Genomic DNA, 26,390 nt, shown 5'->3' on the forward strand with positions numbered 1-26,390 from the left:
CTCTATCGGTTCATCAACTGGTCGAAGGTAAGGCTGATGTAGTACATTGACCCGACACTTGGGTTGCCCCACGATTGTATATAAAGCTTGCCTGTCAGGTTCGTACCACCCACTTTCAAGATCGACTTGATGTTGGGGATTTTCTTGCTAATCTGGGCATCAAGCGTGCTGTAAGCCGGAATGATCGTTTGCTGACGGCCCGTAGCCTCTGTATTCGCAAAGCTCGACTCCCAAAGGAATGACTCCTGAGCGCGGAAAACCACGTTGAAGCCAATGCCTGTACCCGCCAGATTTCGATTACCGAATGAGAAATTATAGCGGTATTTAGGCGTATTGAATTGCGTTACGAAACCGGTCGGGATTTGATCTTTATCAACCAGATAGTTCGAGGAAACGTTACCGCCAATCATGTAATTACCTGGTAATAAATAATCGACGCCGATAGCCCATCCTGCATTTTTAACCGTGGTTGCCGAATTAACTGGGTACGTATAAACATTACGTGTCGAGCTGCTAACCAGTTGAAGCGTAGATACAGGATCGGTCAGGGTAACTGGTGTTTTACCCTGTACCACAATCTGATTACCCAGGAAATTCAGGAAACGGTTGTAGTAGTAATAGGCATCGATGAAAAGCTTATTACCGATCAGTCCTTTGTAGCCTACTTCGTAAGTTTCAACCCGTTCGGGGTCGTAACCTGGATCAGTGGCCGTTTTGAGCAGTCCTAGTGCCTGTGGCAATGCCGACGCCCCATTTTGCTGCAAAAGTGCTCCGAATGCCTGAACCGATTGAAGTGTATATACCGGACTACCGCTAAAGTTGTAGCGCTGTTTGAAAAGCGGCAAACCACCAATCAGTCGGGCACTCGGCGTGTTCAGATCAACATACTGATCCTGTGTTGTAGGAATACGGAAACCGCGCTGGAACGACGCCCGGAAATTATGCACTTTGCTTACCGTCAATACCGCCGACAGACGAGGGCTTACCTGCGCTTTAAAATTCTGGTTTTTGTCGTACCGCAGCGACCCGGTCAGTTTCAACACGTCGGCAATCGTCTTTGAAGCCTGCGCATAGGCACCGTATTCGTCGATATTATATTCCTTGCCGTTTTCGTCACGGGCAAAGAGCGTCCCCTCAGAATTCAATGCATACCGACGAAAATTGGCCCCTACAACCAGCTCAACAAGTTTTGGATTGATTGCCTTGCTGAAATTGTACATAAATTCGGCATGGTAAAGGTTCGTTTTGTCGAGGAACCGAGCCCCTACTCCATTCGCATCACCAGGAATGGGTTTGGCCGTCACCTTATCCAGCGCATTCTGAAATTCGGCCGAACCCGGCAAATAGCGTCCTTTATCAGCAGCATCTCTTGAATTGGTCAACAGTGTACCCTGCTGACTGGAGGCATAGGCCTGAGCGGCAGCCAATGCCACTGACTGCGTTTGACCAGATCCCAAGGCTGTTAAGTAAGCACCGGCATAGCCAAGCAGTGCATTTTGGGCATACGCTCCAAAAAACGTTGGAAACCAGGTCGATGCACTACCACTCCAGGCTTCGTTAATACCCTGACCCAATATAGACGTTGCGTAGGCGTCCCCCGAGCGTTCCTGCGTGGTGTAAGCCCTTACGAAGAAGTTGGAGCCACGTAATTCGAGTTTATACTGCCCTAACTTGAACCCTTTGATATAATAGCGATCGGCTCCCGTGTAGACCGTAGTTCCTGTGCCCCAGTTAGCCTGGAAAATAGCCTCTACATTATCGTTCAGTCGATAATGCAATGCCCCATTCAACTTCAGGTTCGTAGCATTATAGTTGACCAGGTCACTTTCCAGATACCCCGTCCGTGAAATATTCAGATTAGGAATCAGGATATTAAAAATCTGCTGGGGAGAAAGGCCGGTTAGCTGGGGTAACGTTTTGTTACCGGCCTGCGCAAGCTGGGTAGTCGCAATTAACCCCAACACTTGCGACGTGCCATTGGCACCTGTTCCGGGCTGCCCATTCCCAAACAGGCTGGCGTACATGTTGGCGCTAGCATCGCCATAAATATTTATCCCATCATAACCGGGATTATTGGCCCGCGTACCATTGTCGAGTGTATAACCATTCGAATAACTTTGATCGCGATAATCCGTTGCCTGCCAGTCTTTTGCCGACAGATACGATACCCCTACTTTAAAGGCAAATTTGTTATTGAACGCCTTGGCATAGCGGAAAGCCGCATCGTAAAAAGGCGTCGTCGCTGTTGTACGGTTGCTGGCATTCATGACGCCACCTTTCACATACGCGCTCAAACCCTGATACTGAAATGGGCTTTTTGAGGTCATTAGCAACAATCCGTTGACGGCATTAGGGCCATACAAAGCCGAAGCTGCACCAGGCAACAATTCAACACTTTCCAGGTCCAGCTCAGAAACACCAGCAATATTGCCTACCGAGAAGTTAAGCCCCGGTGCCTGGTTGTCCATTCCATCAAGGAGTTGCACCACCCTCGTGTTCCCATTCGAGCCAAAGCCGCGCACGTTTACCGATTTAAACGTCAGGCTCTGCGTACTCATATCGACGCCTTTGATATTCTGCAAGGCATCATAAAATGTAGCACTGGGTGTCGACTGAAACGTTCGAATATCCAGCCGTTCAACAGATACAGGCGATTTCAGGACACTCTCTTCAACCCGTGAAGCTGATACGACCACTTCCTGCCCGAGCATTACCTGCTCTTTCAGCTGTACATTCAGATCTGTTCGATCTCCATTAATCATAAATTCCTGTGTTTGAAACCCGACCCCTGTCACGGCGATGACGAAAGGCGTTGGTGTGTTTGTTGTGAGTGAGAAATTACCGTTCTGGTCGGTAATTGTACCAATTACTTTACCTTTTACTGCAATGCTAATACCAGCGAGAGCACCTTTCTGTGCTTCATCGGTCACTTTTCCGGATATTCGTGTCTGAGCCAGCGCAGTAAAACTAAACAGGCTGAAAAAACCCAAAAAAAGAACCGAATAAGTAAGTATTCTTCTCATAAGTGAATAAAAAAAAGTGAATAAAATTGACCTTTAATCCTTAGACGCTAAACTAAGTGATAAGTCTTCTTTTAGTACAAATTTTTCTGGAAATTGATAAATAATTTTTATCATGTACGCACTATTAGCACCTATTTTAGCTATCTGATAGTAAATCTTTCCTGTCACTGCCTTTTCTAACGCGACTTTCTCAAACGAATTTTCTGTACATATGGCAAACGAATCCAATCAGGACCGCCGGGAGTTTTTAAAAGCTTCGGGCCTGCTTACCGGAGGAGCTATTCTGGGGAGCCTCCCTTTCAGTGCAAAAGCAAGTGGGCATCCAGGATATCATTTCTCGGTCAACGATACCATCAAAGTAGCACTTATCGGTTGCGGTGGACGCGGTACCGGAGCAGCCCAGCAGGCACTGAGTACCAAACAGAATGTGCAGATCGTAGCCATGGCCGATGCATTCCGTGATCGCCTGGACGAATCCTATCAGAACATCAGTAATTTCCTGACGGCCAAAAATATTAAGTCGCCCGATGGATCTCCCAAACTGAATGTCCCTGAAGACCATAAGTTTGTCGGTTTCGACGCTTACAAACAGGCGATGGCTCTGGCCGATGTGGTTATTCTGGCTACCCCACCGGGTTTCCGGCCCAGCCACTTTGAAGAAGCTGTTCGCCAGAGCAAGCAAATTTTCATGGAAAAACCGGTAGCGACCGATGCTCCGGGCGTTCGTCGGGTACTGGCAGCCGCCGAAGAAGCGAAGAAGAAAAAGCTGAACGTTGTAGTAGGTCTACAGCGCCATTATCAGCCTAGTTACCGCGAAATGATCAAGCGTATCCACGATGGAGCCATTGGTGATATCATCGGCGGACAGGTATATTGGGTCAGTGGAGGTGTATGGCATAAGCCCCGCAAGCCCAATCAGACCGAAATGGACTATCAGATGCGCAACTGGTATTATTTCAACTGGCTCTGTGGCGACCATATCAACGAGCAGCACATCCACAACATCGACGTAGCCAACTGGGTGAAAAAAGGATACCCGGTTTCCTGCCAGGGCACAGGTGGCCGTCAGGTACGAAATGGAAAAGATGACGGTGAGATTTTCGATCACCACATTATCGACTTTACCTATGCCGACGGAAGCACGATCAACAGTCAATGCCGCCACTACGAAGGCACCTACAGCCGAGTCGATGAACTGTTCCTGGGTACAAAAGGAAAAATTGAAGGGATGGAGAAAAAGACCAGTAGCTTAGTAGGCTACAATGGGCAGCCGATCTACACCTACACTGCCAAAACGGACATAAGCCCGTACCAAATTGAGCACGACGAACTTTTCGATGCCATTGCCAAAGGTCAGTACAAATTTGCCGATGCCGAGCATGGCGCCAAAAGTACGATGACCGCCATTATGGGCCGTATGGCATCGTACTCGGGCAAAACCGTAAAATGGGATGAAGCGCTGAATTCGCAGATCGACCTGTTCCCAACCACCCTGGCCTGGGATGCAATGCCCAAGAGCCTACCCGATAAAGATGGCTACTACCAGATTGCGGTACCTGGCAAAACCATTGCCGTATAATTTATTAGCGTTTTCTTAACCTGGAAAGCTCCAGTTGCTGGAATCCGGCCGATTGCCATACGTGCAGTCGGCCGTTTTTATTTTCAACCATCAATACCTCTATACCAGGAAATCGCTTCAGCAATTTCTTAGATTTTCGTAAGCCAGCTACACTAAACACCTTTGTAAGTGCATCAGCCTGATAGCCCGTAGGCGCCAGTACCGTTGCCCGGACAAAATGCCGTAAGCCAAGTCCTGACCGGGGATTCATGATGTGGGAATACCGTCGGCCGTTGTGTTCCAGGAATCGATACGTATCGCCCGACGTTGTAATGGCGGCATTATGGAGCAGTATGGTTGTCGTGTCCTGATCGTTCGCTTTTCCTGAGCCAATTTCCACCCGCCACCCGTTCGATTCTGGGGGCGCTTCTCCAACAAGAATATCTCCTCCAATGTCGAGCAAAATGGCCTGAATACCCAGCGCTTGTCCTGTTTTTAAGGCTTCATCGATAGCAAAGCCCTGACCAATACCCCCCACATCCAGCCGCATACCTGGCTTGCGCAATCGAACCGAACGATGCAGGCTATCCAGTTCCATGAATCGGTACCCAACTGCCTGCCTGGCCCGTCGGCTCTCTTTGGCCGACGGAAATTCTTTCCGGCGTACGGCCCTCCGCCATAGTAGCGATAAAGGCCCGATGGTCGGATCGAATCGGCCGTTCGACAACCGGGCTATGGTCTGCGCTTTTTGTAACACATGAAACAGGTCTGCCGATACAGGCACCCATTTCCCCGATCCAGCCGTTGCCGATAATCGATTGATTTCGGAGCCATCGAGGTAATCGCTCATGATTTGATTCAGCGAATCCATCCGGGCCGAAACGGCAGCGTTGACCCGTTGAGCCACAAGACTATCGGGGGCGTAAAAAATAAGATTGAACTGCGTACCCATGAGTCCCCGATGAAAGCTGAAGCGGGTTTGCGCCGATACGTCGCTGATGAGAAACAAACCTATTAACCCGCAAAAAAGCCGTTTGCGAATCCACAAACGGCCTAAAAATTGGTGTACTATAAGCAATTTACGCATTAAATAAACCATCAATAATAAGCTGAAAATCAGCCATTACCAGCATACAACTTTAAACCTGGGAAGCCTTGTTGCGGAGATACATATCTACCAGCACCAGCGCGGCCATTGCCTCAACAATTGGAACAGCACGGGGCACCACGCAGGGGTCATGACGACCTTTACCCGAAACCGTTACCGGTTGCCCGTGTACATCAACGCTGTCCTGATCCTGCATGATGGTAGCCACGGGCTTGAACGCCGTTCGGAAATAGATATCCTCTCCATTACTGATTCCTCCCTGAATCCCTCCAGAATGATTGGTCCGGGTACGAACGTTCCCGTTGGCATCCATGTAAAATTCATCATTGTGCTCCGACCCGTATCGTTCAGCACCGGCAAATCCACTACCGTATTCAAAGCCTTTTACAGCATTGATACTGAGCATGGCTTTACCCAGTTCGGCATGGAGCTTATCGAAAACGGGCTCACCCCAGCCAGCCGGAACTCCTGTCACCACACAATCGACAATGCCGCCAATCGAATCACCCCGCTTGCGGGTTTCATCAATATACAGAAACATTTGCTCGGCCGTTTCCGGGTCAGGGCAGCGAACCGCATTTTCTTCAGCCAGATCCAGATTTAGCTCCTGATAGGATTTTTGGAGTTTTAACCTGCCAACCTGCGATACATACGCTTTAATCTGAACACCCTTCTGAGCTAGCAGTAGTTTAGCAACTGCTCCGGCCGCTACCCGGGCAGCTGTCTCACGAGCCGACGAGCGCCCTCCACCCCGATAATCGCGGGAGCCATATTTGGTTTGGTACGTATAATCGGCATGAGAAGGCCGGAATTGCTCCGAAATATGCCCATAATCTTTACTGCGCTGATCGGTATTACGAATAAGCAAGGCAATGGGCGTGCCCTGCGTTTTTCCTTCGAAAACACCCGACAACACCTCAAACTCGTCCGCTTCGCGCCGTTGCGTGGTAATACGGGACTGGCCCGGTTTTCGCCGATCCAGTTCATGCTGAATAAACTCCGTATCGAAGGCTAAACCAGCCGGACAACCATCAATCACAACCCCAATGCCAGGCCCATGTGATTCACCAAATGTAGAAATTCGAAATAAGCTTCCGTATGTGCTGCTCATGCGTGTTGGGTAATCGATACTGAACCAGATGCTATCGGCCCGTATGCTGTTTTTTAAAAAAGACGAAAACCATGCCCAATAGCATAATGATGATCAGGACATTGGCAATAGCCCGAATCAATACCGAAATGCTGATTGGCTGCCGGGTGCTATCCATAGCCGTAATCCCGGCATAGAATGAGCGATCCTCCGAGGCTACCTGAGCCGTTTCACTACGTACGTTTGCATCGTCTGCCAGGATTGCAGGCTGGCTACCCTCCTGGGTATTTTGGCTACCTACCTGTAGTCGTACTTTCGAACGAAGAGTATCGTAACGAGCGGTTTTCGGGTCGAAATAAATCCATTGAAAGTGATTTGCCAACGAAACCTGTCCATTTTGGCGAGGAACAATAAAATAAGAGAACGTTTTGTGCCCTGTTATCTGATTACCGAAATGGCTGATAGCATGTTTTTCTTCCGGTGGGAATATGTCTAATTCCTGAGTTTCCCCAAGCAGTGTAGGGGCTGGAATGGTAGCAATATTACCTTCTCCAGTAATCGTAAACGCATACCGAACACTCTGCCCGATTTGAATGCCCTGCCGTTCCAGCGCTTCCTCTAACCGAAAAGACCCTACTGATACCCGCCCGCGTAATGGATGGGGTGGCAAGGCTTTGACCTTTATCGTCAGCGGCTTACTAGTAAATAAAACCCGCTCTAGCTGGGCCGTCGGGGGGCCAATAACGGGCCGTGTACGCGTCAGTTGAATAGCCACCGAAGGTATTTGCACCGACTGATTTGACAAGGGGAAAAAGATAGATTGATAAAGTTGAATTTCTCTATATTTCTTTCCTTTAATAAGCACTGGAATGGGTTTCAGTTCGGTAATAGGCTGGCTTTCTTCCCACGAATTGGCCGGGCGAATTTTCTTTAAAATAGTCTGTATTTGTTTATCCAGTCCTTTAAAATCGAGTACATAAGGGTAGTTGTCGGCCACAAAAAACGATACTGTCAACGCCAGCCCTTCGCCCGTATAAACACTGGACTTAGCCGTTCGGATATCCAGAAAAGCCGCATCACTTGAGGTCGTGGCGACCGAAGCCAGGGTTGTGCTAAGTGGAACGGACGATTTTGCAGAGGGCTGTACCACTAAAACAGTACCAACCGAATGAACCGTTTCTCCATTGATCTCAATACTGAAAGGAGGAATCCGAAATCGACCAGGTGCTAACGCCTGATACGTTTGCGTAATGATTTGATTTGTAATCGTTTTCCCACTAACTTCACTAGGCGACATACTTGTGGTAACACCGGTTTTAACAAATCCCGGAATGTCGGGGAAAGGTACCGTAACCCGGTTTTCGCTGTTCGGAATTATGACGGATATCGTAAAAGGCCGTTCAATAGGAAAAGAAGAAGCACTTAATTCAACAGAAGCAACATTATCAGGCACTTGGCCGTAGACGGCCGCAATGTTAAGAAAAAATAATACAAGAAAAATACGGAATATTGCAAGTAACATCGTTATTTTGAAGCAACAATTTTCACAGAAAGCCGTTACGAGAATAAGAACGAACCGGACTACCTATTTCGTTCTTATATTCGACAAGCTTCCTAACCAAAAAACTGATACCCTATGCTCTCTATGCTCGAATATATCAAAACCATCCTTCAGAAGGTGAGTTTTGATAAATCTCTCTTTGAAAAAGAATTGGCCAAAGCCATAAAATTGCTCATTCCCAAGGAAGTGAAGCAACTCAGACGCTGGTGTTATGTTCAATTCGGCAAAGTGTATCGAGCGGTATTAAATCGTTGTTTTGCGCGGGCAGCACGCGTACGATTTACCTGACGAAAGCAGATAAATACCAAAAACTCCCCCGACCTCAACAATCGGGGGAGTTTTTTTATGGATTTATGTAAACTACAAAACCACTTTCTGTTTCATTTCCGGAATTTCGATATGGCTGAAACCGGCTTCCTCCAAATGCTCTTTCCAGATGAGCTGCTTATCGTACTCACCATGTACCAAAAATACGGTTTTAACTTTGGCAGGGTTCTGACAGCTTAAAAAATGGAGCATTTCTTTATAATCGCCATGCGCCGAAAATGAATCCATAATGGCCACCCGCGCCACAACGGGATAACGCTCGCCAAAAATCGTCACCTCTTTATCACCCCGTTTCAGCGCACCTCCCAAACTAGTAGGCGACGCATAACCCACCAGCAAAATAGTCGTATTGGGCTTGGTAATATTATTTTTGATGTGATGCTTGATTCGCCCGGCTTCGGCCATACCCGATGGTGAAATAATGATGCACGGCTCTTTGCTATCATTAATCGCTTTCGAGTCCATGACATCGGTGATATAATGCAGATTCGGAAAATCGAACGCATCGCCATCCTTTTTGATATACGCCAGAATATCAGGGTTAAAATCTTCTTCATGGTCCTGCATGACCCGCGTAGCCTGTACCGCCATTGGACTATCAATATAGACGGGCAGCTTCGGCAGCCGACCCTCACTGGCTAGCTGATCGAGTGCGTAAATTAACTCCTGCGTACGGTCGACGGCGAAGGCCGGAATGATGAGCTTACCCCGGTTCTGAACACACGTCTGTTGGACAATAGTCAGTAAATGTGCTTTCATATCGGGCTCTGCTTCATGAAGCCGGTCGCCATAGGTCGATTCACAAATGATGTAGTCAGCCTGTGGAAAAGGCTGGGGTGACCGCAGAATTTTATCATCCGGCCGACCAATATCCCCACTGAAGAACAGGTGTTTTTCGGCACCGTTTTCATTAATAGTCAAACTAACTGATGCGCTCCCCAGCAAGTGCCCGGCATCAGTTAGCAACCCTGTCACTTCATCACAAATCACGAACGGACTATTGTAGTGAACCGGCTTCATCAATTCAAGCGCCTGTTGCACATCATCCTCGTCGTAAAGGGCTTCCAGCTCAGGATCTCCGCGCCGTTTCCGACGCTCGTTTACCCGCTCCAAATCCCTCACCTGAATCCGGGCGCTATCCATCAGCATAATCTTACAGAGGTCAATGGTCGATGAGGTCGTGTAAATAGGTCCGCTGAATCCCTGGCGTACCAATCGGGGAATAAGTCCGGTATGATCGATATGGGCATGCGAGAGTACCATATAATCGACCTGTTTCGGATCAAAGCCAAACTCCTGGTTCAGTTCGTCGGTATTGATCCCCTGAAACAGACCGCAGTCGAGTAAAATTTGCTTGCCACTGGCTGTAGTGAGTAAGTGTTTACTGCCGGTTACGGTCCGGGCCGCACCGAAAAATTGAATGGTCATGATTTAGGTAAATTTGTGTGTAGTTTTCAGTTTACAGTGTACAGCTTTCGGTGGCAGACAAAGGAGACAGCTTTCGCGCCAACTCATCGTATACCGTACCCTAAAAACCGAATACTGTAAACTCATTCTAAGACGTACAAATAAACAGAGAGTTTCAGGCAATTGTCATGTCATTAAGGCAAAAAGGAATACAGATCGCCCAGCGGTTCTGGCAATCGGGTGTAGCTAAAACCGTTCTGGCAGTGCTATTGATTTTTTTTGCCCTTGATTTTTTCTTTCCTCTCCGAACACATGTTTCGTATTCAACCCTCGTTACGGCTCGTGATGGCACTATTTTACACGCCTTCCTGAGCCGCGACGATAAGTGGCGTATGTATGCCGAACTGGATGAAATTACTCCTACCCTACGCGAAGCTATCCTGTTTAAAGAAGATAAATATTTTCGCTACCATCCGGGCTTCAACCCGATTGCATTGCTACGGGCAGCATTCCGAAATACCCTGACAGGCCGACGGACATCGGGAGCATCGACCATCACAATGCAGACCGTTCGGCTACTCGAACCCCACCAGCGAACCTATGGGGCCAAACTGATCGAGTTGTTCCGGGCATTACAGTTGGAACTTCACTATTCAAAAGACGAAATCCTGCAACTCTATCTGAACCTGATTCCTTACGGCAGCAATATCGAAGGACTGAAATCGGCATCACTGCTTTATTTCGGCAAACCACCTGCCTTGCTTAGCCTGGCCGAAATCACGACCTTAACCATCATTCCAAACCGGCCATCCAGTCTTCGTCTGGGCGTTCGAAATTCGCTTGTCAGGAAGGAGCGTGATCGATGGCTCGGGCGCTTTCGGGAGGCTGGTCTTTTTGATGACGCTACCATTCGGGATGCACAGACTGAGCCCTTGCAGGTTTATCGCCATGAAGCACCTCAACAAGCTCCGCACTTATCGCGACGGCTCCGGGCTGAGTATCCAACTATGCCGATTATCCAATCCACGCTTAGCCCAGGTACGCAAACCACCGTTGAGCGACTGGTTCAGCAATATGCCAACCGCATTCGAAGCTATAATATCCACAATTCGGCGGTGCTGGTTGTGGATAACCATACCCGAGATGTTGTCGCCTATGTTGGTTCGTCCGATTTTACGAACACGTTCGATGGTGGGCAGGTCGATGGCGTGCGCGCTGTGCGGTCACCGGGAAGTGCCCTGAAACCATTGCTTTACGGGCTTGCATTCGATGCCGGTATGATTACGCCTAAAACCAAACTGGCCGACGTACCCACCAATTTCAGCGGTTATCAACCCGACAATTTCGACCGTCGGTTCAACGGCCCCGTCACGGCAGAATTCGCGCTAGCCAATTCGCTGAATATTCCGGCGGTGGCCCTTCTGAAAGAAGTGGGCACCCCAACTCTTGTGTCAACGCTCCAGAAAGCGGGTTTCTCGGCCATCAAAAAGCAGAAAAACGAACTAGGGCTTTCCATGATCCTGGGCGGTTGTGGGGTTACGCTCGAAGAAATGACCCGATTGTATACAGGATTGGCAAACGGGGGCAGATGGGAACCGTTGCGGTTTACCTCCCCCCCGGCTCCTCTCCTGAAATCAGGAGAGGGGGGAGATAGATTGCGTACTTTCCCGCCCTCTCCTTTTTTTAAGGAGAGGGGGCCGGGGGGTGAGGTGAACATACCTCTCCTCTCGCCCGAAGCCACGTACCTGGTTACGCATACGCTCACGCAGATTACCCGCCCCGATTTGCCCAACAATTTCGACAATAGCTATCACCTACCCCGCATTGCCTGGAAAACCGGAACGTCGTATGGTCGGCGCGATGCCTGGAGCATTGGCTATAATCAACGGTATACGATTGGCGTTTGGGTCGGCAACTTTTCGGGGGTAGGCGTAGCTGAATTAAGTGGCGCCAATACGGCTACGCCTTTGTTGTTTCAGCTTTTCAACGTACTGGATTACAACTCACCCACGGGTTGGTTTCAGCCCCCCAAAGGTGAAACCCGATTATCGATGCGGCTCATCTGTCCTGAAACAGGCGACGTTCCGGGCGAGTTTTGCCAGAACCCCGTAACCGACTACTGCATTATGGGGGTTTCGCGGTATCGGCGTTGTCAGCACCGGAAAGCTGTTTTTACCAATGCTGGGGGCACCATCTCTTATTGTGCACACTGCTTACCCGATTCAGGCTTTGTTCGGAAATCGTATCCCAATCTAACGCCGGAGGTTGTGGCCTTTTACCAGAGTCGGCATATTCCGTTTGAAGTAGTACCCCCACATAATCCGGCCTGCGAGCGTGTTTTTGGCAATACAAGCCAGGCCGCTCCCCAAATTACCAGCCTGCATGCGGGCAGCGAGTACTTCATCAACGCTAAACAACCAGCCGAAATGGAATTAAGCTGTCAGGCCGCCAATGATGTACAAACGGTCTTCTGGTATCTGAACGATAAGCTCTACCGTCGGGCCAAACCAACCGAAGCCATCTTTTTCAAACCCCAACCAGGGGCTCTCAAAATTTCCTGCGCCGATGACAAAGGCCAAAGCAGCGATATTCGCATACTGATAAAACCACTTTGATCGTTTGGCCGGACTTTTCTAACAACCTGCCCTCACGAATGCAAACAACGTCTGCGTTAAGCGACTAGTACTTTATTTCTTCGATGTAAAAACAAGTAGGTTCCTAGAAGCATCAGGATCCCAACCATGCCTAACCACGGGGCCCAGTTTGTATGCTTCTCAGGAAAAGCCTCAACTAATTCATTATTATTGAGTTTCAACGAAATCATAAAATCGTTGCTTTCCTGCAAAATGAAACTTCTAACACTACCACCATCAGGAAAAATTTTGAGTATACAATAATGGTTTCTGAGACTGGCAAAGCTTCCCTGTCGGATTGTAATCGTTTGTAATTGCTGAGGCATTCCAGATAAATCAAACCGAACATCTGTCTGATGATTCAGTATGACCATTCCACGTTTAAGTTCTATTGGACCATGGCCGTTTGCCCTTATCTGGATGTTTTCTCGCAGATGTTCCAGGATCATCTTTTGAAACGCTGCTGCCTGTAACGTATCCGACTCTTTCAATAAACCTTTCGTTTGTAAGGCATATTGAAAAGCCGATAAGCTCGATCCGATAAGTACATTCCACTGCCCGGCCCTATTTTGAGCCAGCACAATCGTCGAGATCTGCGGATTATGTGCGTATAAAAAAGTAGGAATGTATAGAAACAGAGAAATCAAAAAAGCTCTCTTCATACTCATAATTGACTAGTAGTTAGCGATTTCCGGAAATGAGCAACCGGATTATATCCCAAAAAAAGACCCGGCCTAATAGAAAAACTAACTTAGAAACTCACCGAAAATGAGCCTTGTGCTCCTCTGAAGCCACTGATAAAACTGTTATTTCCAGCGTAAGCTACATGGTAGTGGTATCCCCGCACACTGTCATAATGGCCCCGATTGGCATCAAGGTCAGTAGGTTCTTTTCCACTTGCATCCAGTCGCTCATACAGGCCATAGCCATCCATAGCATAACCAATCATGGCGGCATGACCATCACTTTGAGCAATTTTTTTGGTTAGGCCGGTAGCCGCATGGTAATGATAGCCAGTGGCCGTATTGACGTGGCCACCCGCATCGTCCAAAGGAGCCAGCGTATGTGCACCAAGAATAGCTGAGGTGGGAGCAGGTGGATCAAAATTGACACCATTAAACGCTATACCGACAACGGTACCCATGCCCATAACAGAAGCCGACTGACTTAACTTTACCGGCTTTATGGGAATATAAAACGTTTTTTTCAGGCCCGATACATAAGATGGCTGGCATTCTACGCAATAGTTATTGTAGGCAGGGTCTACATTGGGCCGGGCGGCAGCTTCACAAGCCGCTTTCGTGTTAGTCACTTTAATACTGCCATCGGCATTGTATAGTTTCCAGACCGCATCGTTGTAAAAGCTGGCCAGATTTTTAATAAATGCGCCATCGACATCGTATACTTTTCCGCCTTCAAACCAGATCCCTCCTTTGCTGGCATTATCCGTGATGTTGGTTGGACACCAGGGGCCAACAGCATGTTCCGTTGGTGTATTATTGGTAACAATTTTATAACAGGTTGCTGAGGTGCCATCCGAGAGAGTCCTTGCTACTTTTGTAATCGGCTCAGCCAGACCTGCATGAATAAAAAGCGATGGGTCAACGTCAATAACAACTTCATCAGACGAGGTTGCTGTCGGGTCATTTTCTTTACTACAGCTTATCGTAACCAGAAACAACGATATACTTAACACCAGGTAAGCAAAGCCGAATGTAGCGTAATTAATTTTTTTGTCGAAAAACATAGCGAATTGGAAGTTAACACCAACTGCTTAGACGACTTACTACGAGTAGTTCCTACGCATTCTGGTAGTTTTTTAATAAAGCTGTTCTAAATTTATCGGTGTAAACTAAACCGACCATGAAATTTATCCTTACTGTAATCGCCAGCTTTTGTCTGCTTACCTATTCCTTTGCTCAGCAAGCCGCCGACCCAACGCAAGACCCAGCCACTGCCAGTAATGCTTTTTTCAAAGCAATGCTCGATGAAGACGGCAACACCCTTGGCAAATTGCTCACCAGCGATTGCGTACTGATCTCATTCGATGGCAGCAGCGTGGATGGCAGTCAGCTCATACAGGGCGTTGGCGGAGGTTATGTGGTTGTCGAAACGGGCGCTGTTTCGAATGCATCGACACGGCAGTATAACAACGATGCGGCCGTGGTTACCGGAAGCTGGAAAACCAAAGGAGCCGTACAGGGAAATGGCTTTGATGCAACCGTTATGTTCTCCGTCGTATGCGTAAAACAGGGAAGCGGCTGGAAAATATCCAACATTCAGTTTACCCCTACACGGTAGTACCGCTTACTAAGTCGCCTGCTGAAAATCAACCCACTCCGCAATTTTGGAGTGGGTTTTTTCGTCTATATTCGGCCATTCATTCCTACCCTCATGCCAATGCGACTCTTTCTCCGTCCGCTATTCGTTGCTATCGGTTTATCGCTATTCCTTTTTCAATGTTCTCGTCTGTCGTTCAACGAAGTAGCGGTTGTTGGGCGTAATTTCGATGATGAAATTCAACAGACTCAGAACCTGACCTTTACGTTCAATAAAAACGTTGGCCCATCCAATCAGTTCGATGAGTGGGACTCAACCCAGTATGTTCGGTTCATTCCAGCCGTTCGGGGGAAATTTAAATGGGTAGCGCCCAATGAACTAGTCTTTTCGCCAGCCGTCGCTTTCGATCCGGCCACAGACTACCGCGCCGAACTAACCGATGACCTGCTCAAACGCTCCGAAGCAAAAGACCTGAAGGTATCGGGTGAAGACATTAATTTTCATACGCCCTATCTGCAACTGACCAGCACCGAAAACTGGTGGACCAAATCACGGGAGACCGGGCAGCCCCTCGCCAAAACACGGTTGAACTTCAACTACCCTGTATCGGCAGCAGACGTCACAAGCAAGATATCGGCAACAGCGGAAGACAAAGCCCTGACCATTCAGAGTACCCCCAGCGAAGGCCAAAACTCGATTGCGCTAAACCTGACCAATGCACCAGCCGAGAAGAATGAACAGCCGCTGACGCTGAAAATTGACAAGGGCCTGAAAGTACCCAATACGGCTTATGTCAGTAAAGAGCCTATTGAAGAAACTAGCACCTTACCCTCGCGTTTTAAAGTCGATGTGGCCGATGTACAGACCAGTTTCGAGAACAACCGGGGCGTAGTGCGGGTCATTACGACCCAGGAACTGCAACCCGGAAATCTAGCTCAATATTACACCATTCAGCCGCAGGTGGAAACCAGCGCCGAACTAACCGAGAATGGCTTTATCATTCGGGGCGACTTCAACGAAACCGATACGTATGTCCTCACGCTTACCGACGAGATTCGCGGGGTGTTGGGTACCAAACTGGCTGAACCTGTAACCAAGGATTTGTTTTTCGGAAGAATGCCCGCCAGCATTCAGTTCGCCAATAAAAAGGCGCTTTATCTATCCTCAAAAGGAGCGCGGAATGTGGGGCTGAATATTGTGAACGTGCCCAAAGTACAGGTCAAGATTTCGAAAGTGTATGAAAACAACCTGCTGAACTATTTCCGCAACAACCGCTACGAAGAATACAAGGAGAAGCCGAATGGCGAATGGGGGCCATCGGGAGCCTTCAGCTACAGCGACGACGAACAGGGCGATCTGAGCGATGTTCTCGTCAATAAAACGGTCGAGACCACCGACCTGCCTAAAGTCCGAGGGGTTTCAGCCTTAAATCTCTCTCTACCTCAACAGAACAATACGTTTCGGGGTGTTTATCTGGTGTCTGTCAATTCAAAAGACGAGGCCTATTTGCAGGCCAGCCAGTTGGTTTCCGTTTCCGATATCGGCCTGGTAGCGCATCAGACCAAAAATGAGATTCTAATCTGGGCGAATTCCATTCGTACGGCAGAACCGATTCAGGGCGTTGAGGTTACGTTGGTGAGTAGCAACAATCAGTCGGTATACACGCTGAAAACGGATGGCAGCGGCTTTATCCGATTTGACAAAATCACTGAAAAAGCACCTGGTTTTAAAATTGCGCTTATTACCGCCAGAACAGACGACGACTTTAATTTCCTGTTTTTACCCGATACCGAAGTCGAAACTTCCCGTTTTGAGGTCGAAGGTAAATACGACAACGAATCGGGTTTTGATGCGTTCGTATATGGCGACCGTGATATCTACCGACCCGGCGAAACCATTCATTTCAATACAGTGATTCGGTCGCAGACCTGGCAGAGCGTAGGCGAAATTCCTGTTCTGATTCGCGTGTTGGCTCCCAATGGGCGCGAAATGAGTGCCTTCCGCAAAACCACCAATGCCCAGGGAGCCGTTACCACGGATGTACCACTTAATCCGGCCGCTGTTACGGGCACCTATACGATTGAGGTCCTCAATGCCAATAACGTGTTGCTTACCTCGCAGCCCGTTAGCGTGGAAGAGTTTATCCCCGACCGGATCAAGGTAGATGTGCTGACCGACAAAACCAGTTATAAATCAGGGCAAACGATCACGCTCTCGGCCACGGCCATGAACTTGTTTGGCCCACCCGCTTCTGACCGGGCCTATGAAATGGAATTGCAGCTCAAGCGAAAAGCATTCGCCCCGAACGGGTACGGCGATTACGACTTCAGCATTCCCTCAGGTGAAACATCGCCCGGAGCTAACGCTACCGGGAAAGCCGATCCGTTCCCAAAAGAACTTCGCCAGGGGCGCACCAATGCCAACGGGCAGGCTACCGAGAAATTCCCCATCTCGGCGGCCTATCAGGACATTGGTCTGCTGGAAGCCAAATTGTTCGTTACGGTTTTTGATGAAAACGGACGCCCCGTCAATCGGCTCCGTCGGCTGGACGTTCTGACGCAGGATACGTTTTATGGCGTTCGATTACCGGACACCTATGTCGCTACCAATGCGCCTGTAGCCGCCGAACTCGTAGCTCTCGACCCAACGGGAACGCTTCGGCCATCGGCTTCGGCCAATGTGGAAGTGGTTCGCTACGATTATCAAACCGTCATCGAAAAAGAAGGCGAAGGTGACCAGGCTCGTATTAAATACAGCACCAAACGACGCGAGAAATCGGTTTACACCAACACGCTTCTGTTTAAAGCAGGAAAAGCCAGTTTCCGGTACGTACCAACCGTTTCGGGCGAGTATGAAATCCGGGTACGTCGGCCGGGGGGCGTCAACTATGCGGCCACGGGATTTTATGCATACGGCTACGGCAGCACGTCGGCCTCCTCGTTTGAAGTTAGCCAGGAAGGGCAGGTGCTCATGACTCTCGACAAGCCAACTTATCAAACCGGCGATAAAGCCAAAGTGCTGTTTAAAGCACCGTTCGATGGAAAGCTTCTGGTAACGGTAGAACGAAACAACGTACTGGAGCAACAATGGCTGACCACCACGAACAAATCGGCGGAGTGGAGCTTTGCGGTAGGCAGTCAGCATTTGCCGAACGTGTATATCACGGCTACGCTGATCCGGGCTATGGACAATACGAATTTACCCTTGACCGTTGCCCACGGCTTTGCTCCGGTACTGGTTCAGGATGCCGATACGAAACTCCCGGTGACGATTACAGCAGCTATGCAGTCGCGCTCAAAAACGAAGCAAACCATTAAGATTAAAACCGCCCGCAATGCCCAGGTAACCGTAGCTGTTGTGGACGAAGGGATTCTGCAACTGAAGAATTTCAAAACACCTGACCCGCACGGTTTTTTCTACCAGAAACGCGCCCTCGAAGTCAGCAGCCACGATTTATATGCGCTGCTCTACCCCGAACTCTCGCTGAAATCATCGTCAAGCGTTGGGGGGGATGGTTATGATCTGGAAAAACGGGTGAATCCATTGAGCAATGGCCGGGTTCGGCTGGTAGCCTTATGGAGTGGTATTCTGGAAACGGGTTTCGATGGCGAAGCCGAATTCTCGGTCGATATTCCACAGTTTTCGGGCGATCTGCGGGTTATGGCTGTTGCCTACAAAGACAACGCGTTCGGCTCGGCCAACACCAACATGAAAGTAGCCGACCCCATTGTGATCAGCACCGGCGTCCCCCGCTTCCTGACTCCCGGCGACAATCTGGAACTGCCCGTCAATCTGAGCAACACGACTAAAAATCCAGCGACCATTACTGCCCGACTAAGCTTAACCGGCCCACTAACCGTTGATAGCCTCAGTACACAGAAATTGACCATCCCAGCCGGACGTGAAGGGCGGACTACTTTCCGTATCTCAGCCAAACAGGTCATCGGAACGGGCAGCATTACAATTACAGCCAACGGCCTGGGTGAAACCTTTACCGAAAAAACTGACATTACCGTTCGCCCGGCCGCATCCTTGCAGAAAACTACCTTGTCGGGAGCCGTAGCCGGAGAAAAATCGCAGTCGTTACAATTGGCAAGTAATTTCCTGCCGGGTACGGCAAAAGCCAGTATCACACTCAGTCGGTCGCCGGTAGCGCAGTATGGGCGCGAATTGTCGTATCTGCTGGGCTATCCGCATGGCTGTATCGAACAGACCATTTCAAAAGCATTCCCACAACTGTATTTTGCCGATCTGGCGAAGCAACTTTCGGCAAACGTGTATTTCGTGCGGGCGGGTGAGAGCGATCTAAATCCAGCAACCAATGTTCGGCAAGCCATCCAGAAAGTCGAAAGCCAGCAGGTGCCGGGTGGAGGGTTTACGATGTGGCCCGGTATGCCGTCGTTGCAGGGACGCTCAACCGTCGATAGCTGGGCGTCTGCCTATGCCGTTCATTTTCTGGCCGAAGCCCAGGAAGCCGGTTACGAAGTTCGATCATCGGTGCTGAGTTCGGCAATGGATTACCTAACCACCCTAACAAACGCGCCCGCTACCGAGGATGTCGTTGTCTATGACGAAGCGGGCGGGCGAACAACCCGTAAATTGGCTAGCCGCACCAGTATTTACGCACTCTATGCCTTAGCGGTGGCCGGTAAGCCGAATCGGTCAGCCATGAATTATTACAAACAGAATGCAGGCTTATTGACGACCGATAGCCGCTATTTATTAGCTTCAACCTTCTTCCTCGTCGGCGATACCCGTAGTTTTTCGGCACTGTTACCCAAACGGTTTACGGACAACACCATAGGTCGGCAAACGGGAGATAGTTATGCATCGCCCATCCGAAACCTGGCCCTGACGCTGGATGCGCTGGTTGAATCCGATCGGGATAACCTACAGATTCCGACGTTGGCCCGGCAACTCGCTGGTGCTCTAAAGCAAACCCCATACCTAAACACGCAGGAAGCGGCTTTTGCCTTTTTATCGCTTGGTAAGCTGGCTCGACAAACCGCCAACAGTACGGCAACTGCAACGTTAACATCTGCCGGGAAATCGCTGGGAACCATGAACGATGTACTGCTGAACATCAAACGAGTGCCTACTAATGCACCTTTACAGATCAACGCCAGTGGCTCGGGTAATGTGTATTATTTCGCACAGAGTGAAGGTATTCCAGCCAGCGGCAAAGTCCCGGAAGAGGATAATGGGTTACGTGTTCGTCGGGAATACCTCAGCCGCGATGGGCAACCCATAAGCGACATTCGACAAAACGATCTGGTAGTTATTAAAATCACCCTGACCAGCACCAACGGCCTATCAGTCGATAATGTAGTGGTCACCGATTTACTACCGGCCGGTCTGGAAGTTGAAAACCCGCGCTTAACCGAACCCCGCGATATGGACTGGATTCAGAAACCGTCCGTTCCCGACTATTTCGACCTTCGCGACGACCGTATCAATTTTTACACCTCGGCTACGGGCAGCGAGCAAACGTTCTATTACCTGGCCCGTGCCGTTTCGAAAGGCCGTTTCGTAGTCGGCCCGGTCTCTGCCGATGCCATGTACAATAGCGAATACCGCAGTTATAATGGCGCCGGTACACTGATGGTGAAGTGATGTACTTCAGCCACGGCCGACCATCCCAAACTCAGCGTATTGTTGACAACCAAAATCTCTAAACGAGTCTCCCCTCTTCTGGTTTCAGGAGAGGGGCCGGAGCGGTCCGACGTAGCGGTGAGGTAAACAGCCCAACAAACATCTTCCCTAAGCAACCAGTTAACCCGTCAACTAACTAGCCCTACCCATGCTATCCAATGCCGACATAGTGATTATTGGTGGTGGCCTAGCAGGGTTAACAGCCGGTATTCATCTTGCCCAGCATAATCTGCGTGTGATCTTGTTTGAGAAACTGGCATACCCGCATCATAAGGTTTGTGGCGAATACGTATCCAACGAAGTACTACCTTATCTACACCAGTTAGGCATCTCGGTGGATGAATTAAATCCGGCACGAATCGGTCATTTTTCAATCAGTACGGTATCAGGTAATACAATTGAGAGCGCTTTGCCATTAGGAGGCTTTTCGGTAAGCCGATACGCACTGGATAACCATCTGGCGCAAAACGCTGTTCAGTCGGGTGTAACGATCATCCAGGATGAAGTAAAGCGTATTTCATTTCAGGAGACTACGAATGTGTTTACCATCGAAACCGCTTCCGGCACAAATTTCCATGCCAAAATCGCGATTGGGGCCTACGGGAAGCGGTCATTGCTGGACAAACAATTAAACCGGGCCTTTATCCAAAAAGAATCGCCCTGGCTGGGTGTAAAAGCACACTACAAAGCTGATTTCCCAGAAGGACTGGTATCGTTGCATAACTTTCATGGTGGATACTGTGGGTTATGTCAGGTCGAAAACGGCCTTGTCAATGCCTGTTATCTGGCTACCTATGAGAGTTTTAAAGCCTATAAAAACATCGACACGTTTCAACGTCAGGTCCTGTCGCAGAATCCGCACTTAGCCCATTTCTTTTCAAACGCCCAACTCGCCTTCGACAAACCATTGGTTATCAGCCAGATTTCCTTCGCACCCAAACAACCTGTCGACACCCATATATTGATGTGCGGTGATACCGCCGGGCTTATTCATCCTTTGTGCGGCAACGGTATGGCTATGGCGATTCACAGTGCTAAATTGGTATCGGAACGGATTATTGCTTATTTTCATGGGCAACTAAAAGACAGAGCAGCTCTGGAAAAGAGTTATGCCCTTGCCTGGCGAAACGAGTTTATCAATCGATTAACCGCCGGGCGTCTTTTACAATCCCTTTTGCAACATCCCCTGGCTGCATCAGTTATGCTAAAAAGCCTCCAACTGACACCCAGCCTTTTGCCATTGATCATAAAACAAACCCATGGGAAATTAATGGATAATGGACAATGAAAAATGGATAATGCCATTGTTATACCGCTGTGGTGTCGGTTTTAAGAAACCGACACGGTAAGGTTTCTCAAAACCTTCATAAAGAAGCTAAACGAGGTTTTGAGAAACCTCACTGTGTCAGATGAAAGCATCTGACATCACGTAATTCATTTTACATTTTTCATTGTCCATTATCCATTACAGATGCCCTTAGATACTTCACACCGTACGAGTCAGGAAGAAGCGCTGGACGATTTTGAGTTGGCAGGTACTGATTTACGCGATGCATTAGATAAAATTGCGACAATCAATCGGTGGTTGGGCGGTAATAAAATTACCCTTGATGGCATTCACTATTTACGTCAACACTGCTCTTCAACTACATCACTGACCATTATCGACATTGGTTGTGGCAACGGGGATATGTGCCGGGCCATTGCCGATTACGCCAACCGTGAAAAGCTGACAATCAATATCCTGGGCATCGATGCGAACCCCGACACCATTGCTCATGCACAGCTTTGCTCCAAAAATTACCCGACCATTTCGTATGCCGTTCAGAATGTGTTCGACGAGAGCTTCGCCAGCCTTCAATACGATGTTGCCGTATGTACCCTGACGTTACATCATTTTTCGGATGCCGATATTCTCTCACTAATGGCCTTGCTGGCAAACAAAGCCCGGTTGGGTATCGTTATAAATGATTTGCACCGGAGTGCGCTGGCCTATCGACTGTTCCAACTGATTTGCTTCATTTTCCAGCTCAACGATCTATCAAGAGAAGATGGACTCATCTCCATTTTACGGGGTTTCAAAAAAAACGAGTTAGAATACTATTCCCGGCAACTCCAACTAGCGAATTACCGTATTCGCTGGAAATGGGCTTTTCGCTATCAATGGATTATTAAAAACCTATGTCAGTAAAAATTACGTCAGTAGCAAAAGCCTTACCATCCAATTGGCGGGATACTTCCGATATTTTACCCTTTCTGGATCAGTGGCTGGCCGGTCAGGATTCGCGGTTTCAGCGCAAGGTTAAAAAGGTATTTGAAAACGCGGCTGTTGACCGACGGTATTCCATTATGGGCCCTACGGAGGTATTTACCAAAACCTCTTTTGAAGAAAAAAATGCCCTGTATGCCCGCGAATCCATCAAGCTGGCCGAAACCGCACTGACTAGTGCATTAGCCAAAACCGACTGGGCTATTACAGACATCGATTTCCTGATAACGGTCAGTTGTACAGGCATTATGATTCCCTCGCTCGACGCGTATCTGATCAACAGTATGCACATGCGACAGGATATTGTGCGGTTGCCCGTTACCGAAATGGGGTGCGTAGCTGGTATTTCGGGCATCATTTACGCCAAGAACTTTTTAAAAGCTAATCCGGGTAAACGAGCCGCTTTGCTGGCCGTTGAATCGCCAACGTCTACCTTTCAGCTGGACGATTTTTCAATGGCAAACATCGTTAGCGCAGCTATTTTTGGCGATGGTGCTGCCTGTGTGCTGCTTTCGGCCAACGACAACGATTCTGGTCCTGAGATTCTGGCCGAGGAGATGTATCATTTCTACGATGCTACCCACTTGATGGGCTTCGACCTGACCAACACAGGTTTGCAGATGATTCTCGACAAGTCCGTAACCGAAACCATTGCCGCCCACTTCTCTGATATTATTTTCCCCTTTCTAGCCAAAAACAAACTGGCCATCGACCAGATTTCTCACCTGATTTTCCATCCGGGGGGGCGTAAAATTGTGGAAGTAGTACAGGAGCTTTTTGGGAAATTAGGCAAGAATATCGACGATACAAGAGAAGTATTACGCCTGTATGGTAACATGTCGAGTGCAACGGTACTTTACGTGCTTGAGCGCTTTATGGAACGCCAGCCGGAAAAAGATTCGTATGGGCTGATGCTTAGTTTTGGACCGGGTTTTTCAGCGCAACGGGTTCTGTTACGATGGTAAAGGAATTTGATGGACTGAATTATTGGGCCGTTATTCTGGGCGGCAGTTCGGGGCTGGGGCTTGCTACAGCGCACAAACTGGCGCAGAATGGTATGAATCTCTGCATTGTACACCGTACCCGTAAAGCCGACCAGATCGCCGTAGAAGCCGAGTTTAGCCAGATGCAGACCAATGGAATTTTAGTTAGGGGCTATAATCTGGACGCAACAAATGCCGAAAAACGGAATAGTGTACTTGCCGAATTAACTGAGCTCTTGGGAGAGTCGGGAAAGGTGCGGGCGTTAATCCATAGCCTGGCCAAAGGCAATCTGAAACCAATGCTGGCCGAAAACCAGCCGGTACTTCAGCACGACGATTTTCAGTTAACCATTGACGCAATGGCCATTAGCCTGTATGACTGGACTAAAGACTTGTTGTCGGCCAACCTCTTTGCAACCGATGCCCGCGTGATTAGTTTTACAAGTGAAGGCAGTCAACGGGCCTGGAAAAACTACGCGGCTGTTTCGGCGGCAAAGGCAGCCCTGGAAGCCATTTCCCGGAGTATGGCTCTGGAACTGGCCCCGTCAGGAATCCGGTCCAACTGCATCCTGGCGGGCATTACCGATACAGCTTCGTTACGTATGATTCCGGGGTCCGACGCTTTGCTTTCGCACACCCAGCACCGAAATCCATTTGCCCGAACGACCCAGGCAACCGACATCGCCAATGTTGCGTATCTATTGTGTACAGATGAAGCCGCCTGGATCAACGGAACCGTTATTCCGGTAACGGGAGGTGAACACCTTCAATAAACTAATCCTTTGCAGCACTTCGACCAGATCATCGCCCGATTACCCTACAGCAAACCGTTTCTGTTTGTCGACAAACTGCATTCCCTTGATGAAAATGGCGTTGAAGGCAGCTACACCTTTCCCGAAGATTCGACATTTTACAAAGGCCATTTTATCAACAAGCCCGTCACACCCGGCGTTATTCTGACCGAGGTGATGGCTCAGATTGGGGTGGTTTGCCTGGGTATATTTTTAGCAACCGATACCCTGAACAGCGAAGTAGAGATTGCGCTTACGTCTACGCAGATCGACTTTTTTCGCCCTGTATTCCCTACCGAAACCGTTATCGTCCGATCTACAAAAGACTATTTCCGGTTTCATAAGTTAAAGTGTAAGGTCGAAATGCTAAACAGTAACGGCGAACTGGTTTGCCGGGGCACTATTGCCGGAATGATGAAACCCAACAATCATGCGTAACCGAGTTGTTATTACAGGTTTGGGCGTTGTATCTCCGAACGGCGTTGGCATTCCCGACTTTCTGGAGGCCATCAAAACAGGCCGGAGCGGCATTACATACCATCAGGAGTTGGCTGACCTGAAATTCGCCTGCCAAATTGGGGGCATCCCCCCAGTAACCGAAGCACATAAGCGTCAATATTTCAGCGAGCTCCAGCTCCAGCAACTCAACAGCAGCGGCATTGTGTACGGTGTAATTGCGGGTATGGAGGCCTGGAAAAATGCGGGGCTGCCCGTTGCCGATGACGAACCCGACTGGGAAAGTGGTATTGTGTTCGGTACGGGTATTTTGGGTATCGACAAACTTAGGGAAGCCATTTATAAAGTCGATCAGGGGCAGGTCCGGCGGTTAGGAAGTACGGTTGTTGTACAAACCATGACTAGTGGTGTCAGTGCCTATCTGGCCGGTATGTTAGGCTGCGGCAATCAGATCAGTACCAATTCATCGGCCTGTGCAACAGGTACCGAAGCCCTTCTGATAGCCTATGACCGTATTGCATCAGGTCAGGCGAAACGAATGTTGGCAGGAAGCTGTAACGATCATGGGCCGTACATCTGGGGTGGCTTCGACGCTATGCGTGTGTTACCGTACCAATTCAATCAAACACCTGAACAGGCGTCTCGCCCGATGAGTGCAACCGCCAGAGGGTTTGTACCCGCCAGCGGAGCGGGAGCCCTGACCCTGGAATCGCTGGAAAGTGCACTGGCCCGGAATGCAACGATCTACGCTGAAGTACTGGGTGGGCATGTCAACTCAGGTGGGCAACGAGGAGGGGGCACGCTGACGGCGCCAAACTCGGTAGCTGTCAGTCGGTGTATTCAACAAGCGCTGCAGCAGGCTCAGCTTCCTCCCTCCGCTGTTGATCTCATCGACGGGCATTTAACAGCAACGAGTAAAGACCCGGACGAAGTAAGTGCCTGGTGCGACGCGCTGGGCCGACGCGGAAATGATTTTCCCTATATTAACTCGCTGAAATCGATGGTGGGGCATTGCCTGAGTGCGGCCGGTAGTGTTGAATGTGTGGCATCGGTACTAGAACTGCATCATGGATTTATTTACCCCTCCATCAATTCCGAAACTATTCATCCTGAAATCGCTTCATTGATCGATTCAGACAAAATACCTCAACAGCTAATTCAAAAAGATATTCAGGTCATTGCGAAGGCGAACTTTGGTTTTGGCGATGTGAATGCCTGTGCCATTTTGAAAAAATTTAACCTTGAATAGACC

18 protein-coding genes are annotated in these 26,390 nt (G+C 49.0%); 11 read left to right on the forward strand and 7 right to left on the reverse strand.

What is annotated here, in order from left to right; translation table 11 throughout:
• Nucleotides 1-2: 2 nt before the first annotated feature.
• Entirely contained in the window at nucleotides 3-3,023 is a 3,021-nt protein-coding gene (locus BGO59_RS25190; protein ID WP_293688121.1) for a TonB-dependent receptor, read from the reverse strand.
• A gap of 211 nt (nucleotides 3,024-3,234) precedes the next feature.
• Here BGO59_RS25190 and BGO59_RS25195 point away from each other — a divergent pair, with 211 nt between their 5' ends.
• The gene (locus BGO59_RS25195) at nucleotides 3,235-4,602 is read left to right on the forward strand and encodes a Gfo/Idh/MocA family oxidoreductase (protein ID WP_293688123.1); all 1,368 of its coding nucleotides are present in this window, start codon (nucleotides 3,235-3,237) and stop codon (nucleotides 4,600-4,602) included.
• 4 nt (nucleotides 4,603-4,606) lie between these two features.
• On the opposite strand, the gene BGO59_RS25200 is transcribed toward BGO59_RS25195, so the two are convergent.
• The 3 genes from BGO59_RS25200 to BGO59_RS25210 all read right to left on the reverse strand — a co-directional run bounded on the left by BGO59_RS25200 (nucleotide 4,607) and on the right by BGO59_RS25210 (nucleotide 8,301).
• Nucleotides 4,607-5,590, reverse strand: a complete 984-nt coding sequence (locus BGO59_RS25200; RefSeq protein WP_365981597.1) for an FAD:protein FMN transferase — start codon at nucleotides 5,588-5,590, stop codon at nucleotides 4,607-4,609.
• A 130-nt stretch (nucleotides 5,591-5,720) separates the two neighbouring features.
• Nucleotides 5,721-6,800, reverse strand: a complete 1,080-nt coding sequence (gene aroC, locus BGO59_RS25205; RefSeq protein ID WP_293688164.1) for a chorismate synthase — start codon at nucleotides 6,798-6,800, stop codon at nucleotides 5,721-5,723.
• A gap of 31 nt (nucleotides 6,801-6,831) precedes the next feature.
• A complete protein-coding gene (locus BGO59_RS25210) occupies nucleotides 6,832-8,301 on the reverse strand; it encodes a BatD family protein (RefSeq protein WP_293688167.1) in 1,470 nt (489 codons plus the stop codon).
• Between the two features lie 114 nt (nucleotides 8,302-8,415).
• Here BGO59_RS25210 and BGO59_RS25215 point away from each other — a divergent pair, with 114 nt between their 5' ends.
• The gene (locus BGO59_RS25215) at nucleotides 8,416-8,628 is read left to right on the forward strand and encodes a hypothetical protein (RefSeq protein WP_020596506.1); all 213 of its coding nucleotides are present in this window, start codon (nucleotides 8,416-8,418) and stop codon (nucleotides 8,626-8,628) included.
• Nucleotides 8,629-8,700: 72 nt separating this feature from the next.
• On the opposite strand, the gene BGO59_RS25220 is transcribed toward BGO59_RS25215, so the two are convergent.
• A complete protein-coding gene (locus BGO59_RS25220; RefSeq protein WP_293688171.1) occupies nucleotides 8,701-10,095 on the reverse strand; it encodes an MBL fold metallo-hydrolase in 1,395 nt (464 codons plus the stop codon).
• A 167-nt stretch (nucleotides 10,096-10,262) separates the two neighbouring features.
• Here BGO59_RS25220 and pbpC point away from each other — a divergent pair, with 167 nt between their 5' ends.
• Nucleotides 10,263-12,689: a penicillin-binding protein 1C gene (gene pbpC, locus BGO59_RS25225; protein ID WP_293688173.1), complete on the forward strand. Its 2,427-nt coding sequence runs from the start codon at nucleotides 10,263-10,265 to the stop codon at nucleotides 12,687-12,689.
• A gap of 56 nt (nucleotides 12,690-12,745) precedes the next feature.
• Here the strand turns inward: pbpC and BGO59_RS25230 are convergent, their stop codons facing one another.
• A complete protein-coding gene (locus BGO59_RS25230) occupies nucleotides 12,746-13,369 on the reverse strand; it encodes an LPXTG cell wall anchor domain-containing protein (protein WP_293688176.1) in 624 nt (207 codons plus the stop codon).
• Between the two features lie 89 nt (nucleotides 13,370-13,458).
• Nucleotides 13,459-14,454: a YHYH protein gene (locus tag BGO59_RS25235; protein ID WP_293688179.1), complete on the reverse strand. Its 996-nt coding sequence runs from the start codon at nucleotides 14,452-14,454 to the stop codon at nucleotides 13,459-13,461.
• A gap of 116 nt (nucleotides 14,455-14,570) precedes the next feature.
• Here BGO59_RS25235 and BGO59_RS25240 point away from each other — a divergent pair, with 116 nt between their 5' ends.
• From BGO59_RS25240 to BGO59_RS25275, 8 genes are all read left to right on the forward strand, one after another.
• On the forward strand, nucleotides 14,571-15,008 hold the full coding sequence (locus tag BGO59_RS25240) for a nuclear transport factor 2 family protein (RefSeq protein WP_293688182.1): 438 nt from the start codon (nucleotides 14,571-14,573) through the stop codon (nucleotides 15,006-15,008).
• Between the two features lie 99 nt (nucleotides 15,009-15,107).
• Nucleotides 15,108-20,600 (forward strand): alpha-2-macroglobulin, encoded by a 5,493-nt coding sequence (locus BGO59_RS25245; protein WP_293688183.1) that lies wholly within the window; start codon nucleotides 15,108-15,110, stop codon nucleotides 20,598-20,600.
• 187 nt (nucleotides 20,601-20,787) lie between these two features.
• A complete protein-coding gene (locus tag BGO59_RS25250; RefSeq protein ID WP_293688185.1) occupies nucleotides 20,788-21,927 on the forward strand; it encodes an FAD-dependent monooxygenase in 1,140 nt (379 codons plus the stop codon).
• 183 nt (nucleotides 21,928-22,110) lie between these two features.
• Nucleotides 22,111-22,830, forward strand: a complete 720-nt coding sequence (locus BGO59_RS25255; RefSeq protein ID WP_293688188.1) for a methyltransferase domain-containing protein — start codon at nucleotides 22,111-22,113, stop codon at nucleotides 22,828-22,830.
• The gene (locus tag BGO59_RS25260; protein ID WP_293688191.1) at nucleotides 22,821-23,873 is read left to right on the forward strand and encodes a type III polyketide synthase; all 1,053 of its coding nucleotides are present in this window, start codon (nucleotides 22,821-22,823) and stop codon (nucleotides 23,871-23,873) included. The genes BGO59_RS25255 and BGO59_RS25260 overlap by 10 nt, the downstream gene beginning before the upstream one ends.
• A complete protein-coding gene (locus BGO59_RS25265) occupies nucleotides 23,867-24,664 on the forward strand; it encodes an SDR family oxidoreductase (RefSeq protein ID WP_293688193.1) in 798 nt (265 codons plus the stop codon). The genes BGO59_RS25260 and BGO59_RS25265 overlap by 7 nt, the downstream gene beginning before the upstream one ends.
• A gap of 9 nt (nucleotides 24,665-24,673) precedes the next feature.
• Nucleotides 24,674-25,120 carry a hydroxymyristoyl-ACP dehydratase gene (locus BGO59_RS25270; protein ID WP_293688195.1) on the forward strand — a complete coding sequence of 149 codons (447 nt, stop codon included), beginning with the start codon at nucleotides 24,674-24,676 and terminating at the stop codon, nucleotides 25,118-25,120.
• A complete protein-coding gene (locus tag BGO59_RS25275) occupies nucleotides 25,113-26,387 on the forward strand; it encodes a beta-ketoacyl synthase (RefSeq protein WP_293688198.1) in 1,275 nt (424 codons plus the stop codon). The genes BGO59_RS25270 and BGO59_RS25275 overlap by 8 nt, the downstream gene beginning before the upstream one ends.
• The last annotated feature ends 3 nt before the right edge of the window (nucleotides 26,388-26,390 follow it).

This window comes from Spirosoma sp. 48-14 (genome assembly GCF_001898575.1).
GTDB lineage: Bacteria > Bacteroidota > Bacteroidia > Cytophagales > Spirosomataceae > Spirosoma.